General features: G+C 70.5%; 12 protein-coding genes. 2 read left to right on the top strand and 10 right to left on the bottom strand.

The window, feature by feature from the left end:
• Positions 1 to 278: 278 nt before the first annotated feature.
• The 5 genes from ffh to ADK57_RS04335 form a co-directional block, all read right to left on the bottom strand.
• The gene (gene ffh / locus ADK57_RS04355) at positions 279 to 1,832 is read right to left on the bottom strand and encodes a signal recognition particle protein (protein ID WP_053747992.1); all 1,554 of its coding nucleotides are present in this window, start codon (positions 1,830 to 1,832) and stop codon (positions 279 to 281) included.
• 145 nt (positions 1,833 to 1,977) lie between these two features.
• Positions 1,978 to 4,428: a [protein-PII] uridylyltransferase gene (locus ADK57_RS04350; protein WP_053747991.1), complete on the bottom strand. Its 2,451-nt coding sequence runs from the start codon at positions 4,426 to 4,428 to the stop codon at positions 1,978 to 1,980.
• Positions 4,429 to 4,454: 26 nt separating this feature from the next.
• Positions 4,455 to 4,793 carry a P-II family nitrogen regulator gene (locus tag ADK57_RS04345; protein WP_006379495.1) on the bottom strand — a complete coding sequence of 113 codons (339 nt, stop codon included), beginning with the start codon at positions 4,791 to 4,793 and terminating at the stop codon, positions 4,455 to 4,457.
• Positions 4,790 to 6,130 (bottom strand): ammonium transporter, encoded by a 1,341-nt coding sequence (locus tag ADK57_RS04340; protein WP_053747990.1) that lies wholly within the window; start codon positions 6,128 to 6,130, stop codon positions 4,790 to 4,792. The genes ADK57_RS04345 and ADK57_RS04340 overlap by 4 nt, the downstream gene beginning before the upstream one ends.
• Before the next feature lie 324 nt (positions 6,131 to 6,454).
• Complete coding sequence (locus ADK57_RS04335) at positions 6,455 to 7,957, bottom strand: hypothetical protein (RefSeq protein WP_053747989.1); 1,503 nt, start codon at positions 7,955 to 7,957, stop codon at positions 6,455 to 6,457.
• A 444-nt stretch (positions 7,958 to 8,401) separates the two neighbouring features.
• Between ADK57_RS04335 and ADK57_RS04330 the strand changes: the two genes are divergently transcribed.
• Positions 8,402 to 9,058, top strand: a complete 657-nt coding sequence (locus ADK57_RS04330; protein WP_053747988.1) for a bifunctional DNA primase/polymerase — start codon at positions 8,402 to 8,404, stop codon at positions 9,056 to 9,058.
• Positions 9,059 to 9,163: 105 nt separating this feature from the next.
• On the opposite strand, the gene ftsY is transcribed toward ADK57_RS04330, so the two are convergent.
• On the bottom strand, positions 9,164 to 10,366 hold the full coding sequence (ftsY, locus tag ADK57_RS04325) for a signal recognition particle-docking protein FtsY (RefSeq protein ID WP_053747987.1): 1,203 nt from the start codon (positions 10,364 to 10,366) through the stop codon (positions 9,164 to 9,166).
• 148 nt (positions 10,367 to 10,514) lie between these two features.
• Here ftsY and ADK57_RS04320 point away from each other — a divergent pair, with 148 nt between their 5' ends.
• A complete protein-coding gene (locus ADK57_RS04320) occupies positions 10,515 to 11,486 on the top strand; it encodes an LLM class flavin-dependent oxidoreductase (protein WP_053747986.1) in 972 nt (323 codons plus the stop codon).
• A 313-nt stretch (positions 11,487 to 11,799) separates the two neighbouring features.
• Here the strand turns inward: ADK57_RS04320 and ADK57_RS04315 are convergent, their stop codons facing one another.
• From ADK57_RS04315 to ADK57_RS04300, 4 genes are all read right to left on the bottom strand, one after another.
• Positions 11,800 to 13,218, bottom strand: coding sequence for a sugar porter family MFS transporter (locus ADK57_RS04315; RefSeq protein ID WP_053747985.1), 1,419 nt, complete (start codon positions 13,216 to 13,218; stop codon positions 11,800 to 11,802).
• 187 nt (positions 13,219 to 13,405) lie between these two features.
• Positions 13,406 to 17,083, bottom strand: coding sequence for an AAA family ATPase (locus ADK57_RS04310; RefSeq protein ID WP_053747984.1), 3,678 nt, complete (start codon positions 17,081 to 17,083; stop codon positions 13,406 to 13,408).
• A 213-nt stretch (positions 17,084 to 17,296) separates the two neighbouring features.
• Positions 17,297 to 17,500 (bottom strand): hypothetical protein, encoded by a 204-nt coding sequence (locus ADK57_RS04305; protein ID WP_053747983.1) that lies wholly within the window; start codon positions 17,498 to 17,500, stop codon positions 17,297 to 17,299.
• 382 nt (positions 17,501 to 17,882) lie between these two features.
• Positions 17,883 to 18,164 (bottom strand): acylphosphatase, encoded by a 282-nt coding sequence (locus ADK57_RS04300; protein ID WP_053747982.1) that lies wholly within the window; start codon positions 18,162 to 18,164, stop codon positions 17,883 to 17,885.
• Positions 18,165 to 18,232: the final 68 nt, after the last annotated feature.

The raw sequence follows: 18,232 nt of genomic DNA, 5'->3' as shown, positions 1-18,232 counted from the left end.
AGGTCGGTTTGGCCCGATCACGCTGGTGGAGCAGGGGCCCCGCACGGATGCGTGTCGCCGCCTCGGGGTCGAGTACGCCGGGGACCAGGACGCCCACGACCGTTCGGGGCGTGCCAGTGCGCGGACTCACTCCCGCTCACTGCTCAGGAACGGTGCCCTCGATACGCCAGGGCTCGTCAGTACCTGCGGGAACGCACTGGGGGGCGCCCCTCCGTGAAAGGAAGGGCGCCCCCAGCGACGTACAGACAGGCTCAGCGCTGAGCCGCGTGCAACAGCTGTCAGCCCATGAACTTCTTGAACTCGTCCGGCAGCTCGAAGTCCTGCGGAGCCTGCTGGCCCGGCACGCCGAACGCGCCCCCGCCCTGGGCCGCGGCGGCGCGGCGGGCGGCCTCCTCCTGCTCCTGCTGCTTGCGCTTCATCGGGTTGCCGGAGCGCTGCTTGCCCTTGGCCTTCTTCGGCTGCTTCTTGGAGCGGCCGGGGCCGCCGCCCATGCCCGGGACCCCCGGCATGCCGGGCATACCGCCGCCCTGGGCCATGCGGGACATCATCTTGCGGGCCTCGAAGAACCGCTCGACCAGGCCCTTGACCGCGCTGACGTCGACGCCGGAACCCTTGGCGATACGGGCGCGGCGCGAGCCGTTGATGATCGTCGGCTCCTGGCGCTCGGCCGGGGTCATCGACTTGATGATGGCGGCCGTGCGGTCGACGTCGCGCTCGTCGAGGTTGTTGATCTGGTCCTTGATCTGGCCCATGCCCGGAAGCATGCCGAGCAGCTTGGAGATGCTGCCCATCTTCCGGACCTGCTCCATCTGGGCCAGGAAGTCATCCAGGGTGAAGTCCTGGCCCTTCTTGGACGCCAGCTTGGAGGCCATCTGCTGGGCCTCTTCCTGGCTGAACGTCTTCTCCGCCTGCTCGATCAGGGTGAGCAGGTCACCCATGTCGAGGATGCGGGAGGCCATCCGGTCAGGGTGGAAGGCGTCGAAGTCGTCGAGCTTCTCGCCGTTCGACGCGAACATGATCGGCTTGCCGGTGACCGAGGCGATCGACAGCGCCGCACCACCGCGGGCGTCACCGTCGAGCTTGGACAGCACCACGCCGTCGAAGCCGACGCCGTCACGGAAGGACTCGGCGGTGTTGACCGCGTCCTGGCCGATCATCGCGTCGACGACGAAGAGGATCTCGTCCGGCGAGACCGCGTCCCGGATGTCCGCCGCCTGCTGCATCATCTCGGCGTCGATACCGAGGCGGCCGGCGGTGTCCACGATCACGATGTCGTGGACCTTGGTCTTCGCGTGCTCGATGGAGTCCTTGGCGACCTTGACCGGATCGCCGACGCCGTTGCCCGGCTCCGGGGCGAAGACGGCCACGCCGGCGCGCTCGGCGACCACGCTGAGCTGGTTGACGGCGTTGGGGCGCTGGAGGTCGGCGGCGACCAGGATGGGCGAGTGGCCCTGCTCCTTCAGCCAGCGGCCGAGCTTGCCCGCGAGGGTGGTCTTACCGGCACCCTGCAGACCCGCCAGCATGATCACGGTCGGCGGCTGCTTGGCGAAGCGCAGACGGCGGGTCTCGCCGCCGAGGATCGTGACGAGTTCCTCGTTCACGATCTTCAGGACCTGCTGGGCGGGGTTCAGCGCCCGCGAGACCTCGGCCCCGAGCGCGCGTTCCTTGACGTTCTTGATGAACGTCCGCACGACGGGCAGGGCGACGTCCGCTTCGAGGAGGGCGATGCGGATCTCGCGCGCCGTGGCGTCGATGTCCGCTTCGCTCAAGCGCCCCTTGCCGCGCAAGTTCTTGAAGGTCGCTGAAAGGCGATCGGAGAGAGTATCGAACACGGCGGCGTCGGTCCTCGGAGTCGGGGGCAGTGTGAGCGTCTTCCAGGGTATCCGGCCCCGCAAGACAATCGTCCCCGCCCGCTGCACACGGCGGGCGGGGACGGCACCCCGCTTCCGCGGGGACGGTGTGTCGGACGCCTCGGGGTCACCCCCGCAGCGTCTCCTCCAGTTTCCGCACCACGGAGGCCGCCTCGTCGTTCGGCAGCGGCGCCCCCTCCGGCCCGGTCACATAGAAAGCATCGACCGCGTTGGCCCCGAGCGTGCTCACGTGCGCGCTGCGCATCCGCACGCCCGCCTCCTCCAGCGCGTGCCCGATGCGGTGCAGCAGGCCGGGTACGTCCTGGGCGCGGACCTCGATGACCGTGGCCAGGCGGGAGGCCGCCGGGTGGACGGTGACCCGGGGCGGCGGCGCCACGACTCCCCGGCGACGCGGATAGGCGGCGTCGCGTTCGGCGAGGCGGCCCGTGATGTCGAGGGAGCCGTCGAGAGCGCGTACGAGATCGGCGCGGAGCCGGGCGGCCTGGGGCAGCGAGCCGTACTCGGCGGCGACCCGCCAGTTCAGCAGCAGGACGGAGCCCTCGACGCCGTCGGGCAGGTCCAGGGCGCGCAGCTCGGCGGTGCGGACCGTCAGGCGGTGCATGGCGAGGACGCCGGCCACCGCGGGCAGCACGCCCGTCTGGTCGGGTACGGCGATGAGCAGTTCCACGCCGAGGGGCTCGGGATCTCCGACCGGCTGCTCCTCGGTCGTCGGCGGCTCGGTCTGCGCACGCAGGGCGAGCACCGGGCCGCCGGTGGCGACCGCCTCGATCGCGAGCCGCTCCTGCTCGGCGGTCGGCGCGGCGGACTCGGGCTCGTCCGCGAGGTCCCCGGACAGGACCGCGTGGACCCGCTTGACCAGGTCGGCGACGAGCGAGCCCCGCCAGGACGACCAGGCGGCCGGTCCGGTGGCCAGCGCGTCCGCCTCGGTCAGCGCGTGCAGCAGTTCCAGGGTGCTCTGCGAGCCGACCGCCTCGGCGACCGAGCGCACGGTGGCCGGGTCCTCCAGGTCACGCCGGGTGGCGGTGTCGATGAGCAGCAGATGATGGCGTACGAGCGTGGCGAGCACCGCCACTTCCGCGCGGTCGAAGCCGATCCGGGCGGCCACGTCCTTGGCGATGATCTCGCCGGCCACCGAGTGGTCGCCGGGCCAGCCCTTGCCGATGTCGTGCAGCAGTGCGGCGACCAGCAGCAGGTCGGGGCGGCTGACGCGGCGGGTGAACTCGGAGGCGCGGACGGCGGTCTCGATGAGGTGCCGGTCGACGGTCCAGACGTGCACGGCGTTGCGCTGCGGCCGGCAGCGCACCCGCTCCCAGTCGGGAAGCAGGCGGGTGATCAGGCCCTCCGCCTCCAGCGCCTCCCACACGTCGATGGTGGGCTGGCCGGAACCGAGCAGGGTCACGAGCTGTTCGCGCGCCTCGGCGGGCCAGGGCGAGGGCAGGGGGCGCGCGGTGGCAGCCATCCGCCGCACGGCGTGCAGGGAGAGCGGAAGCCCGGCCTGCGCGGCGGCGGCCGCGGCACGCAGGGGGAGCACAGGGTCGCGTTCGGGGCGCGCGGCACGGGCGAGCACCACCTCGCCGTCCTGCTCCACCACCCCCTCGGCCAGCGGCGAGCGGTCGGAGACCGGCTTGCCACCCCCGAGCATGGCGCGCAGACGCGGCCGCACGGCGCGCGACCTGAGAACGCGCCCCACTTCGCGCCAGGTGACATCACTGGCGTAGGAGATGACCCGCGCCGCCTCGTACACCTGCCGCAGCAGCGTGTCGGCGTCGAGCAGACCGAGCTCGGCGGCGACCTGGTCCTGCTCCTGGAGCGCGAGCCGGTCGGTCGCGCGCCCGGTCGTCAGGTGCAGGGCGTCACGGACGTCGAGGAGCCGGCGCCGGGCGTCGTCGAGGCCCTCGCGCGGGGCGTCGGCCAGCCAGGAGGCGGCGACGGCGCGCAGGGCGGTGGCGTCCCTCAGCCCGCCTCGCGCTTCCTTGAGGTCCGGTTCCAGGAGGTACTGCAGCTCGCCCTGCCGCTCGGCGCGCTCGGCGCACAGCTCCTGGAGCTCGGGGAGACGTTTCGGCGCCTGGTTGCGCCAGTCGGCGAGGACGGCCGTACGCAATCCGGCGGTGAGGCCGAGGTCTCCCGCGAGGTGCCGGGCGTCCAGCAGACCCAACTGCACCTTCAGGTCCTCGCCGGCGGTCTTGCGGGCCTCGGCCGGCGTACGCACGGAGTGGTCGAGGGCGAGGCCGAGGTCCCAGACCGGGTACCACATGCGGTCGGCCAGGGCGGCGACCGCGCCGGAGTCGCTGCCGTCGTGCAGCAGGAGGAGATCCAGGTCGCTGCGTGGGGACAGTTCACCGCGGCCGTAGCCGCCGACGGCGATCAGTGAGACCCCGCGCAGCCCCTCCCCCGCCGCGTTGAACAGCCCGGACAGCCAGTCGTCGGTCAGTTCGGCGAGGGCGGCACGGCGCGGCGGCCCGGACCGCGCCCCCTCTGTGAGGAGGCGCAGCCGGGCCGCCGCGTAGCCGCTGGGTCCCGAGTCCTCTGCATCCTTGCGCACGTCCGTACTCGTCACCCAGTGGCTCCTGTTCTGTTCTTCTGTCAGAGCGCGTCCGGACCGCGCTCGCCGGTGCGGACCCGTACGGCGGTCTCGACCGGGAGGGACCAGACCTTGCCGTCACCGATCTTGCCGGTGCGGGCCGCCTTGACGATGACGTCGATGAGACCTTCGGCGTCGTCGTCCTCGGCCAGCACCTCGATGCGGATCTTCGGGACCAGGTCGACCGTGTACTCGGCACCGCGGTAGACCTCGGTGTGGCCCCGCTGACGACCGTAGCCGCTCGCCTCGGTGACCGTCAGGCCGTGAACTCCGAAGGCCTGGAGGGCTTCCTTGATCTCGTCGAGCCGGTGGGGCTTCACGACGGCGGTGATGAGCTTCATGCGTCCACCTTCTTCCCGGTGTCGGCCACCGGGGCCGGAACTGCGCTCGTGCGGTCGTAACCACCGCCGGCACCACTGAAGTCGTATGCGGTCTCGGCGTGCTCGGCCTGGTCGATGCCGGCCACCTCGACGTCCTCGGAAACCCGCATGCCGATCGTCTTGTCGATCAGGAAGGCGAGGATCGCGGAGGCGACGAGCGAGTAGGCGAGGACCGCGAAGACACCGGCGCACTGCTTCCAGAACTGCGTCATGCCGCCGCCGTAGAAGAGACCCTCGACCTCGGACTGGCCGTGGCCGCTGGCGAAGAGGCCGATCAGCAGGGAGCCGACGACACCGCCGACCAGGTGGACACCGACCACGTCGAGCGAGTCGTCGTAGCCGAGCTTGTACTTCAGGCCGACGGCCATGGCGCACAGGACACCGGCGATGACGCCGACGGCGATCGCGCCGAGCGGGGAGACCGCACCACCGGACGGGGTGATGGCGACCAGACCGGCGACGGCACCGGAGGCGGCGCCCAGCGTGGTGAACGCACCGTGGCGGATCTTCTCGTAGATGAGCCAGGCCAGCATGGCGGCGGCGGTGGCGACCTGCGTGTTGACGAACATCAGCGCGCCGACGCCGTCGTCGTTGCCGAGCCACGAACCGGCGTTGAAGCCGAACCAGCCGAACCACAGCAGACCGGCGCCGAGCATGACCAGCGGCAGGCTGTGCGGACGCATCGGGTCCTTCTTGAAGCCGACGCGCTTGCCGATGACCAGGATCACGCCGAGCGCCGCGGCACCCGCGTTGATGTGGACCGCCGTACCACCGGCGAAGTCGATCACACCCAGTTCGAAGGCCCAGCCGCCGGTGCCCCAGACCCAGTGCGCGACCGGGAAGTAGACGACCGTGGCCCACAGGGCGACGAACAGGGCCCACGCCGTGAACTTCACGCGGTCCGCGAGGGCACCGCTGATCAGGGCGGGCGTGATGATGGCGAACATCATCTGGAAGACCATGAAGACAAAGATCGGGATGGTGTATCCGGGCCACAGGTCTGTCAGGCCGATGTTGCTGAGGCCGACCCAGTCGGAGTCCCATCCGATGATGCTGCCGGAGTCAGTACCAAAGGCCATGGAGAAGCCGTACAGCACCCACAGGATGGTGACGATCCCGATACTGATGAAGCTCATCATCAGCATGTTCAGGGTGCTCTTGACCCGGACCATGCCTCCGTAGAAGAAGGCCAGACCCGGAGTCATGATCAGCACCAGGGCGGAACAGATGAGCATGAAGCCCGTGTTGGCGGCAGACAGCGTGGGTGCTTCTGCGGCGAGCGTGATGGCTGGTGCCATCGGCGTCTCCTCGTCGTTGGTACGGCCCCGTGCGGGCGAAGCCTGAGCGGATTGAGGGGTGGGCCGGTTATGCGCCATGAGATTGACGCAGCGCGGTTTCGGTCGAAGCCCCTCGTTGTTTCGCCGCCGTGACGAAGGTGCCCTGTGTGTTACGCCTAGATGAACTGGCAGATATTGGACGCGTCGATCGTTATCGTCGCGCAACCTTCGACGAAGGAAAGAAACCGGCCGCGGTCGGCCTTCCGATGACCTGGCACGGGGGAGCCGAGTCGGGCAGTTCGGGAGGGCCGGCCGCGGCCGGGGTTCAGGGATTCTCCTGGGATCTCAGACGGCCTCGGCGGTCTCGGGGAGCTCGATGGCCAGCTGGTCCGTGAGATCCACGACCACCGCGAGATCACCGAAATCGCGTACGGCCGTGTCGACCGTCTTTCGAATACGAGTGTTGACGCGCTCGGAGCGCACTTTCTTGGCCTCCAGCATGGCCTTCGTGGCCAGCTCCGCGCTCCGCTCGGGCTCGCGCTGGAGCAGGTGGACCGTGGCCATGCCGATCAGGTTGAGTGCGTACGAACGCTGGTGATCGAGATCCTCGGCGAAGAGCTCGACGGCCCGCTGCATCAGGGGCTCGGCCAGGGAGGCGTAGGTGGGGCTGCGACCGGCGACGTAGGCGAGGTCGCGGTAGGAGTGGGAGTTCTCGCCGTACAGCTCGGCCTCGGAGAAGAAGCGGATCCAGTCGGGGTCCGGCTCGTCCCACTCGTCGGCGTCGGCGAAGGTGTCCTCGGCCATCCGGACCGCCCTCTTGCACTTGCCGGGCTGCCCCATGTTGGCGTAGGCGCGGGCCTCCATCGCATACAGCATGGACTGGGTGCGCGGGCTCGCGCAGTCCCGGCTTCCGTACTGCGCGAGGTGAATCAGCTCCAGCGCGTCCTCGGGCCGCCCGAGGTGGATCATCTGGCGGCTCATGCTGGACAGCACGTACGAACCGAGCGGCTTGTCACCCGCCTCCTTGGCGGCGTGCAGGGCGAGGACGAAGTACTTCTGCGCGGTGGGCTGGAGCCCGACGTCGTACGACATCCAGCCCGCGAGCTCCGCGAGCTCGGCGGCGACCTTGAACAGCTTTCTGGCGGTGGCCTCGGGCTGCGACTCCTGGAGAAGGTCGGTCACCTCGTGCAGCTGGCCGACGACGGCCTTGCGGCGCAGGCCGCCGCCGCACTGGGCGTCCCACTGGCGGAACATCACCGTCGTCGACTCGAGGAGGTCCAGCTCGGGCTTGGACAGCCGGCCTCGGCGGGCCGAGGCCGCCGAGGACACGGACGGCTCGGGCTCGTGGTGCGAGGACGGGGGCGCGGGCACCAGCCAGCGCTGCATGGGCTCGATGAGGGACGGGCCCGCGGACAGGGCCAGCGAGGTCCCGAGGAAGCCGCGCCGCGCCAGCATCAGGTCGCTGCGCGAGAACTCGCTGAGCAGGGCCACCGTCTGCGGGCCCGTCCAGGGCAGGTCGACGCCGGTCGCGGAGGGTGACTGGCGGGCGGCCCGCAGGCCGAGGTCCTCGACGGAGACGACACAGCCGAACCGCTCGGAGAACAGCTCGGACAGGATCCGGGGGATCGGCTCACGGGGGTTCTCGCCGTCCAGCCAGCGGCGAACGCGCGAGGTGTCGGTGGAAATGTGGTTGGCGCCCAACTGGCGGGCCCTGCGGTTGACCTGGCGGGCGAGCTCGCCCTTGGACCAGCCGCTGCGCGCGAACCACGAAGTGAGCAGCTCGTTGGGGCGCTTGTCGGCGTTCATTGCGTTTGTCGCGCTCGTCCCGCCACCGCCGTTGCCGCTCACTGGAACGCCCCCATCCCTGAGACCACTTGTCACTGAGTGCGCCAAGCCTTATCAGAATGCCGGTAAATACGGCCGCCCGTCCGGCAGTTGCCATCCTTCGAACGGGAACCCGAGTTGCCTCCGGCATACCCACAAGTGCATGTGCCCCCAGGACTCGTGCACTCAAAGTAATCCTACGATCACGCGTCCATCCATGGCGATCCCGGAAACGCCACCATTCGCCACCCCTTCGAATGAACTCACGCCCACCTCCACACGATTCACTTGACAGAGGACAGCCGGGAGCGGCGGAGCGGTGCACTCGGGGGCGCACGCGGCCCAGCGCACCACCCAGGGTGCGTCCGAGCGCCTGCATGACACGGAAGTGACACCGGGAAGGCAACGGAGAGTCACAGTTCGCGTTCGCCACGTAACCACCGGCACGCCCGACACGTTGGAGGGGGCATGGGCTTCACGATCGGCGGCATTCGGGAGATCCGCTCCGGCTCGCGTCGGCGCGGTCGCTCGTCGGAGTGCACGACCGTCGCCGAGTTCACCGGACTCTGGGGCTGGGACGTCGTCCCGGGGGCGCGCGCCGCGGCCGGCGCCTGCTCGTGCGGGCGCGCCGACTGCGCCGCCCCGGGCGCCCATCCCCTCGACTTCGCGCCGCACGTCCAGGCCGGGGCGACACTCGACGAAGCCACCAAGACCTGGGCGGAGTTCCCCGGCGCCTCGGTGATGCTGCCGGTCGGCCGGGCGTTCGACGTGATCGAGGTGGCCGAGCCCGCCGGGCGTCGCGCCCTGGTCCGCCTGGAGCGCATGGGCCTCCCCCTCGGCCCGGTGACCGCCACCCCCGAGGGCCGCGCCCACTTCTTCGTCGCCCCCGGCGCCGCCGCCGAGCTCCCCCAGCTCCTCTACCGCATGGGCTGGGACGACCCCACCTCCCTCGACCTGCACGGCCTCGGCTCCGGCACGTGCATCACGGCTCCGCCGTCCGACCGGGGCGGGCTGGGGCCGGTGCGCTGGCTGCGGCCACCGTCGCTGGACACCGCCACGAAGCCGCCGGCGGCCAGGCTGCTGCTGGGGACGCTGGCGTACGTGACGCACCGGTCGCGCGCATAGTCGTACACAGCGAAGCGCCCGTCCCCAACTGCACCTTGGGGGCGGGCGCTTCTTCGGTCACATACGGATTTCCGCAGGTCCCTTCCACATACGGATGTCCGTAGGTCATTCACCGATAAGGGCATCCACGAACGCTTCCGGCTCGAACGGCGCGAGGTCGTCGGCGCCCTCGCCGAGACCCACCAGCTTGACCGGCACGCCCAGCTCGCGCTGCACCGCGACCACGATGCCGCCCTTGGCCGTACCGTCCAGCTTGGTCAGCACGATGCCGGTGATCTGGACGACCTCGGCGAAGACCCGGGCCTGCACCAGACCGTTCTGGCCCGTCGTCGCGTCGAGGACGAGCAGCACCTCGTCGAGGGGCGCGTGCTTCTCGACCACCCGCTTGACCTTGCCGAGCTCGTCCATGAGGCCGGTCTTGGTGTGCAGGCGCCCTGCGGTGTCGATGAGCACGACGTCCGCGCCCATCTCCTTGCCCTCCTTGACCGCGTCGAAGGCGACGGAGGCCGGGTCACCGGCTTCGGGGCCGCGCACGGTGTGGGCGCCGACCCGGTCGCCCCAGGTCTGCAGCTGGTCGGCGGCGGCGGCACGGAAGGTGTCGGCGGCGCCGAGCACGACGCTGCGACCGTCGGCCACCAGGACGCGGGCGAGCTTGCCGGTGGTGGTGGTCTTGCCGGTGCCGTTGACGCCGACGACCATCACGATGCCGGGCTTGCTGGTCTCGGGCTCGGTCTTGACCGTGCGGTCGACGTCGGTGCCGACCAGCTTGAGCAGCTCCTCGCGCAGCAGGACGCGCAGCTCGTCCGGTGTCCGGGTGCCGAGCACCTTGACGCGTTCACGCAGGCGTTCGACCAGCTCCTGCGTGGGCTGCACGCCGACGTCGGCGGTGAGCAGGGTGTCCTCGATCTCCTCCCAGGTGTCCTCGTCGAGGTGCTCGCGCGCGAGGAGCGTGAGCAGGCCCTTGCCGAGAGCGTTCTGCGAGCGGGAGAGGCGGGCGCGCAGACGGACCAGACGGCCCTCGGTCGGCTCGGGGATCTCGATCTCGGGGGCTTCGACAGAGGGAGGCTCCTCCACGGCGACGGGAGCCGAGCCGTCCGGGAGGTCCACCTCCTCTATCGTCCGGCGCGGTTCGTCGCGCGGCGTCTCGGCCTCGTCGCCGACGTGCGGCTCGGCCGGAGGGGCGGTGATGTCGGGCGTGGTGGGAGGCGGCGGGGGCAGCGGCTTCTTGCGCCGGCTGCCGACGACGAGCCCGCCGAGCACACCGAGCACGACCACGGCGATGACTACAGCAAGGATGACGGTTTCCATAACCCGTCCAGTATGCGCGACCCCTTCCCGCCAGGTCCGTCGCCGGCACCTCCGAACGGGGGCATGCCGAACCCCTGGATACCTGACGAACCGTCAGCTAATCTCCCCCGGCACCGACACCCCACCCGCCCGGCGAAGGGGGCTCCCCATGCCCGTCACGGTCGTACGTTTCAACCTCGTCGAGCCCGGCGCCACCCCGGCCTCGCTCGGCGCCCGCTACCGGGCCGCCCTGGAGATGGCCGCGTACGCCGACGACCGCGGGATCACCACCGTGCAGACCGAGGAGCACCACGGCGTCGCCGACAACTGGCTGCCCTCGCCGTTCGCCTTCGCGGGCGCGGTCTTCGGGGCCACGCGTCGGATCGCGGTCACGGTCTCGGCCGTCATCGGCCCGCTGCACGACCCGCTGCGCCTGGCCGAGGACATCGCCGTACTGGACCTGCTGAGCGGCGGACGGCTGGTGACGGTCGCCGGGATCGGGTACCGGCCCGAGGAGTACGCCCAGTTCGACGTGGAGTGGACGCGGCGGGGGCGGATCCAGGACGAGGTCCTGGAGACGCTCCTCAAGGCCTGGACCGGGGAGCGGTTCGCGTACCGGGGCCGTACGGTACGGGTCACCCCGCGCCCGTACTCCGACCCGCACCCCCTCCTCCTGGTCGGCGGCTCCTCCAAGGCCGCCGCCCGCCGGGCCGCCCGGCTCGGTCTGCCCTTCTTCCCCAGCGCGCATCTGCCGGAGCTGGAGGCGTACTACAAGGAGAGGCTCGTCGAGTACGGCACCGAGGGCTGGACCATGATGCCCGCAGCCGAGACGCCCCTGCTGCACCTCGCCGAGGACCCGGACGAGGCGTGGGCCGTGTACGGCGAGCACTTCCTGCACGAGGCCCGGACGTACGCCTCCTGGCAGTCCGCCGACATCCGCTCGGCGGTGCGGTCGGCGGCCACGACGGTGGACGAGCTGCGCGCCGAGGGCGTGTACCGGATCCTCACACCCGACGACTGCGTGGCGCAGGGGCTGGACAACCTCGTCCTGCATCCGCTGGCGGGCGGGATGCCGGTGGAGGAAGGGTGGCGGAGTCTGCAGCTGTTCGCGGAGCGGGTGCTGCCGGAGCTGGCCGGCTGACGCCTCCCACAACGGCCGGGCCGCGGGTCTCGGCGGTGACCCACATGCGTGTTCTTCCCGCGCCCGACTTGCGGGGGCGCACGGGGCTACGACTCGGCGCGCGCCGGGCACCTCTGAGATCGCGCTGCCGACCCCGCCGGCCTCGACACGGTCACGCCCGGAGATCAGCGGCGGCGGCAGCGTCCGTGCCGCACGAAGACCGCCGCCCCCGGCTCGGGCGGTGGCCGAGCCGGGGGCGGCGGACGGTACGAGGAGAGGGGCAGCGGGGACTTGGCCCTCCTCCCCGAGCTCGCGGGGCGCCTCGGTACGAGGCTCAGCCCATCTCCTCCAGCGCCTTGCCCTTCGTCTCCTTGACGTACTTGAGGACGAACGGGATGGAGAGCGCGGCGAAGACCGTGTAGATCACGTAGGTCACGGAGAGGTTCCAGTCGGCCAGCGACGGGAAGCTCGCGGTGATGGCCCAGTTGGCGATCCACTGCGCGGAGGCGGCCACGCCCAGGGCGGCGGCACGGATCCGGTTCGGGAACATCTCGCCGAGGAAGACCCAGACGACCACACCCCAGGACAGGGCGAAGAAGAGGACGAAGACGTGGGCGGCGATCAGCGCGATCCAGCCCTGGGTGGCCGGCAGCTTGCCGTCGACCAGATCGAAGGAGAACGCCCAGGCCTCCAGCGCGAGGCCGATCACCATGCCGACGGAGCCGATGAGGGCCAGCGGCTTACGGCCGACGCGGTCCACGAAGATCATGGCGATCACGGTGCCGACGATGTTGATGATCGACGTCGTGAAGGAGTAGAAGAACGAGTCCGTCGGGTCGACGCCGACCGACTGCCACAGCGTCGAGGAGTAGTAGAACGCGACGTTGATGCCGACGAACTGCTGGAAGACCGACAGGCCGATGCCGATCCAGACGATCGGCTTGAAGAAGAAGGAACCGCCGAGCAGGTCCTTGAAGGTGGACTTGTGCTCGCTGGTCATCGCGTGCTCGATCTCGGTGACGCGGGCGTCCAGGTCGACGCTCTTGCCCTCGACCTCTTCGAGGATCTCGCGGGCCCGCTCGTGCTTGCCGACGGAGATCAGGAAGCGCGGGGACTCGGGGATCGCGAAGGAGAGCAGGCCGTAGAGGACGGCCGGGACGACCATGACGCCCAGCATGACCTGCCAGGCTTCCAGGCCCATGAGCTTGCCGCGCTGGTCGCCGCCGGCGGCGTTCAGCAGACCCCAGTTGACCAGCTGCGAGATCGCGATGCCGATGACGATGGCGGCCTGCTGGAAGGAGCCGAGACGGCCGCGGTAGGCCGGCGGGGCGACCTCGGCGATGTAGGCGGGGCCGATCACGGAGGCCATGCCGATGGCGAACCCGCCGACGACGCGCCAGAAGGCGAGGTCGTACAGCGCGAAGGGAAGCGCGGAACCGACGGCGCTGACCGTGAAGAGGACGGCCGAGATCTGCATGCACCGGATGCGTCCGATGCGGTCGGCTATGCGGCCGGCGGTCGCGGCACCGATGGCACAGCCGATCAGTGCGATGGCGATGACCTGGGCCAGGGCCGCGGAGCCCACGTCGTAGCGGTCCCGGATGGCCTCGACGGCGCCGTTGATCACGGAGCTGTCGTAGCCGAAGAGGAAACCGCCCATCGCGGCCGCCGCCGCGATGAAGATGACATGCCCGAGGTGATCGGGGTGAGCCGTCCCGGCTCCTGACTTGGCTGCCTGCTCTGTGCTGGTCACATGTACTCCTCGGGCCACCGGCAACGCTGCCGACGGGGGTTGGCCCTTCGAGGTAGGTGGTACCTGAAGGTAAAAGCAACATCGCCGAGACTATTCCTTCAAGTTTCGAAGTCAAGAGGCGGCACCTGTGAGCTATACCCCGGCACGTGGCAGTGTTGCGTTCAAGTCTTGAAGAAATGAAGGAGGCTCAGCGAAGCCGCTGCGAGATGACCTTCGACACGCCGTCGCCCTGCATCGAGACGCCGTACAGCGCGTCGGCGACCTCCATCGTGCGCTTCTGGTGCGTGATCACGATCAGCTGCGAGGCCTCCTGCAGCTCCTGCATGATGCGGATCAGCCGCTGGAGGTTGGTGTCGTCGAGCGCCGCCTCGACCTCGTCCATGACGTAGAACGGGCTGGGCCGCGCCTTGAAGATCGACACCAGGAGCGCCACGGCGGTCAGCGAGCGCTCACCACCCGACAGCAGGGACAGCCGCTTGACCTTCTTGCCCGGCGGCCGGGCCTCGACGTCCACGCCCGTGGTGAGCATGTTGTCGGGGTCGGTCAGGATCAACCGCCCGTCGCCGCCCGGGAACAGCCTGCTGAACACGCCCTCGAACTCGCGGGCCGTGTCCCGGTAGGCCTCGGTGAAGACCTGCTCGACGCGCTCGTCGACCTCCTTGACGACCTGGAGCAGGTCGGCGCGGGTCTTCTTCAGGTCCTCGAGCTGCTCGCTGAGGAACTTGTGACGCTCCTCCAGCGCCGCGAACTCCTCCAGGGCGAGCGGATTCACCTTGCCGAGTTGCTGGTACGCCCGCTCGGTCGCCTTCAGCCGCTTCTCCTGCTCCGCCCGGGCGAACGGCTTCGGCTGGTTGCGCGGGTGCTCCGGGTCCTCCGGCAGCTCCTCGCCCTCGGCGGCGGGCGAGGGCGGCACCAACTGGTGCGGGCCGTACTCGGCCACGAGCCCCGCCGGTTCCACACCGAGCTCCTCCAGCGCCTTGGTCTCCAGCTGCTCGATCCGCAGCCGCTTCTCGGCACCGAGTACCTCGCCCCGGTGGACCGAATCCGTCAACTTGTCGAGCTCCGCCTTGAGATCGCGCCCCGCGGTCCGGGCGGCGGCCAGCTCCTGCTCGCGGCGGGCCTTGGCGGCGTCGGCGGCGGTGCGCTCCTCGTCGGCGCGGGCGAGGGAGACCTCGACGTGCGCGAGCAGCTGCCGCGCACCGGAGGCGACGGCTTCGGCGACGGCCGCCTCGTGTCTGAGACGCGCCCGCCGCTGTTCGGCACGCGCGCGTGCCTCGCGTTCCGCGCGGGCGGCCCGGTCGAGCGAGTCGGCCCGTCCGGACAGCCCCTTGACTCTTTCCTCGTGCGTACGGGCCTGGAGGCGGGCCTCCATCTCCGTCTGCCGGGCGTTGGCCCCATCGGCGGCGAGCCGGTCCCGTACCGAGGTGTCGGGCTCCTCCTCGACCGGCATCTCCTCGGCGACGGCGAGCCGCTCGGCGAGTTCCTCGACGTCCTGAAGGGCCTTGTCCAGCGCCTCCTGTGCCCGCGCGGCGGCGGCGACGGAACGTTCGGCCTCACCCGCGGCCCCGCGCGCCTGCCCGGACAGCCGCCCCAACTGCTGTGCCACGCCCGACTTCTCACGGTCGGCGGCCCTGCGCCGCTCCCCCAGCTCCTCGACCCTCGCGGCACACTCCTTGCGCCGCTCCCCCGCCGCGTGCTGCGCCTCGGTCAGCTCCTCGCACCGCACGGCGAGCTCCTCGAGCTCGGCGGCGGCCTCGTCCACGGACGCCTGCACTTCGAGCAGGCTGGGCGCCCCGGCGGACCCGCCCTGCGCGAAGTGCGCACCCAGCAGATCGCCTTCGGCGGTGACGGCGGTGAGATCGGGCCGCGCGTAGACGAGATCCTCGGCGTCTTCGAGGGTGCCGACGACGACGATCCCGCGCAGGAGGCGGCGTACGGCGGGCATGAGGTCGGAAGGGCCGCGGACCAGGTCGGCGGCGAAGAGCGTGCCGTCAGGGGGTGTGTCTGCGGGGGCGCCGGGAGCGGAAGGGTGGTCGGCGGCAGCCTGCGTGCCCCAGCGGTCGGCGTCGGTGTTCGTGGGTGCCGCAACCGGGCGCGCCTGCGCGCCGCTCCCCGTTCTCACGGCCGCCGCGCCCGTGTCCTCCGGCGCCCCCGCCAGCAGCAGCGCCGCCCGTCCCGCGTCCTGCTTGCGCAGCAGCCGGATCGCGTCGGCGGCCGAGGACGGGGTGGTCACCGCGATGGCGTCCGCGGCGGCGCCGAAGGCGGCGGCCAGGGCGACCTCGTGGCCCGGGGTCACGGTCAGCAACTCGGCGGCCGGGCCGAGGAGGCCGGTGAGGCGGTCCTTCGCGCCGAGGAGCGCGCCCGTGCCGTCCTTGCGGCGCAGGCCGAGCGCCAGGGTCTCGTGGCGGGCCTGGGTCGCGGCCCGCCTGCGCTCCGCCGCCGTGGCCGCCTCGCGGGCGGCCGTCAGCCCGGCCTCCGCCTCGGCCAGCTGCTCCTTCGCCGTCTCGTGCTGCTCGGCGAGTTCCGCGTCGCCGGCGTCGAGCCCGTCGACCTCGGCCTTCAGTGCCTCGTACTCCTCCTGTGCGGCGACCGCCCGGTCCTGCGCCTCGTCCCTCGCTGCGGCCAGCCGGTCGATCTCGGCCTGGGCGGAGGTCGCGCGCGAACGGGCCGCGTTGACCTGGCCGTTCAGGCGGGCCAGGCCCTCGCGGCGGTCGGCGATCGCCCGGGCGACGTCCTTCAGGCGCCGTTCTTCATGAGCCAGTTCGCGTTCCAGCTCGGCGCGGTGCGCGACCGTGTCCTCCAGGGCGCGCTCGGCCGCCTCCAAGGCCGCTTCCAGCTCGGCCTCCTGCTCACGGATCCGGGCGGCCTCGCGCTCCATGTCCTCGGGGTCACGGCCGCGCCGCTCCTCGGGAGGCGCCGAGGTCGCGCTCTTCACGCGTGCGTCGGCCAGCGAGATCGTGCCGCGCACCCGTTCGGCGAGCTGGGAGAGCTCGTACCAGGTCTGCTGCGCGCGCTGGAGGCGTGGCGTGAGCTGCCGCACCTCGTCCTCCAGGAGCGCCTCACGCTGGAGCGCCTTCTTCAGCTCCAGCTCGGCGGATTCCTTGCGCTCCTTGAGGGCGGCCTCGTCCTCGACTTCGGCCTGCAGCGCCTCCCGCAGCCGTACAAGATCGTCAGCCAGCAGACGAAGGCGCGCATCGCGCAGATCCGCCTGGATCACGGCGGCCCGGCGGGCGACCGCGGCCTGACGACCCAGGGGCTTCAGCTGCCGGCGCAGCTCATCGGTCAGGTCCTGCACGCGCGCGAGGTTGGCCTGCATCGCGTCCAGCTTCCGGAGCGCCTTCTCCTTGCGCTTGCGGTGCTTGAGGACGCCGGCCGCCTCTTCGATGAAGGCGCGGCGGCCCATGGGATCGGCGTGCAGGACGGAGTCGAGCTGGCCCTGGCCGACGATGACGTGCATCTCGCGGCCGATGCCGGAGTCGGACAGGAGTTCCTGGATGTCGAGGAGACGGCAGGTGTCGCCGTTGATCTGGTACTCGCTGCCGCCGTTGCGGAACATGATCCGCGTGATGGTGACCTCGGCGTACTCGATGGGCAGCGCCCCGTCGGAGTTGTCGATGGTCAGGGACACCTCGGCACGGCCCAGCGGCGGACGCCCCGTGGTGCCGGCGAAGATGACGTCCTCCATCTTGCCGCCGCGCAGCGACTTGGCGCCCTGCTCGCCCATGACCCAGCTGAGCGCGTCCACGACATTGGACTTGCCCGAGCCGTTCGGCCCCACGACACACGTGATGCCCGGCTCGAACCGGAGCGTGGTCGCCGAGGCGAACGACTTGAACCCTCGGAGGGTCAGGGCCTTGAGGTGCACGCCGCCGGACTCTACCTTCCGGGGGTGTCTCACTCCATGAACCCGCGGTTTCACCCATGAACGTGCAGGGCACACCAGACGTTAAAGAGGGTGAAAGGATGCGCGGGGGAAAGAAAGAAGGGACGCCGAAGCGTCCCTTGCAAACTCTGACAACTTAGCGGTTGATACAGGCTGCCCAACCACTGCGTGAGCTGTCGTGTAGCGATGCAGTGATCAGGTGAGCGCGGGCTCCGCCTGGTGTGCGTCGATGCTCTCCATGATCCTGTCGTGAGAAGCGGCAGCCGCGAGCGTGTCGTTCTCGGCCTGAATCCGTACAAGCTCGGATTCGAGGTCCTGGACGCGCTGCTGAAGCCGTCGCATCTCGGCGAGGAGTCGAGGGTCGGAGCCGCCGACGTAACCGAGAAGCGCCTTTGCCATGATGGATGGTCCTCCACACTGAGTGACCGACCGAAGCGGTGTGGGTCGTGAGGGATTCGCACCCGCGGTGCTTGACACTTTTGAGTTCGTGCTGCCGTTCTTCCATGCCAAACAGCTAAGGTGCGCGGGGTGCTTTTAGCGTCTCACCAAAAAGTTTGACGGTCAACACGATCACGCCCCGTATTGGCGGGCAACCCGGTGCTGCGCGGCCGGAAACGGCGGCGCTGCGACTCCTGCAGGACCCTCAGGGCGTGGCGATCATCCTTACGTGCGGAGCCTGCCACGGCAAGCGATTCTTGGCAACCACCAGGCCCTTTCTGCTCCGGGCACCTGCCAGTGGCATGTCCCTCCGCTTCCGCCTGGGCCGTTTTACAGAATCGGGTCAGCGGATGGCGAAGCCGTCGTAGCCCCCGCGAGGTGTGTCCCAGATCTCGGTGACACCGTCCACGCGGCCGGGCGTGTCGTCGCCCTGGAGCCAGTCGAGGAGTCCCTGGCATCCCACGCGCGGCCCCTCGGCGACCACCTGGACCCGTCCGTCGCCCAAATTGAGAGCAAAACCACTCAGGCCGCCGATCTCCAGGGCCTTGGCCCGCGTGAACCAGCGGAAACCCACACCTTGGACGCCTCCGCGCACCCAGGCGACCAGTCGCACATCCTCGCTCATGAGTGCAACCTAACCGGCCAATGTCTCTCGGGGCACTTCCTCCCCTGGCGCCATGCGGTACCGTCCCC

Source organism: Streptomyces sp. MMG1533 (assembly GCF_001279775.1).
In the GTDB taxonomy this organism is placed as follows: Bacteria; Actinomycetota; Actinomycetes; order Streptomycetales; family Streptomycetaceae; genus Streptomyces.
The sequence above is the reverse complement of the archived record's forward strand: the minus strand, read 5'-3'. Positions and strand labels throughout refer to the sequence as shown.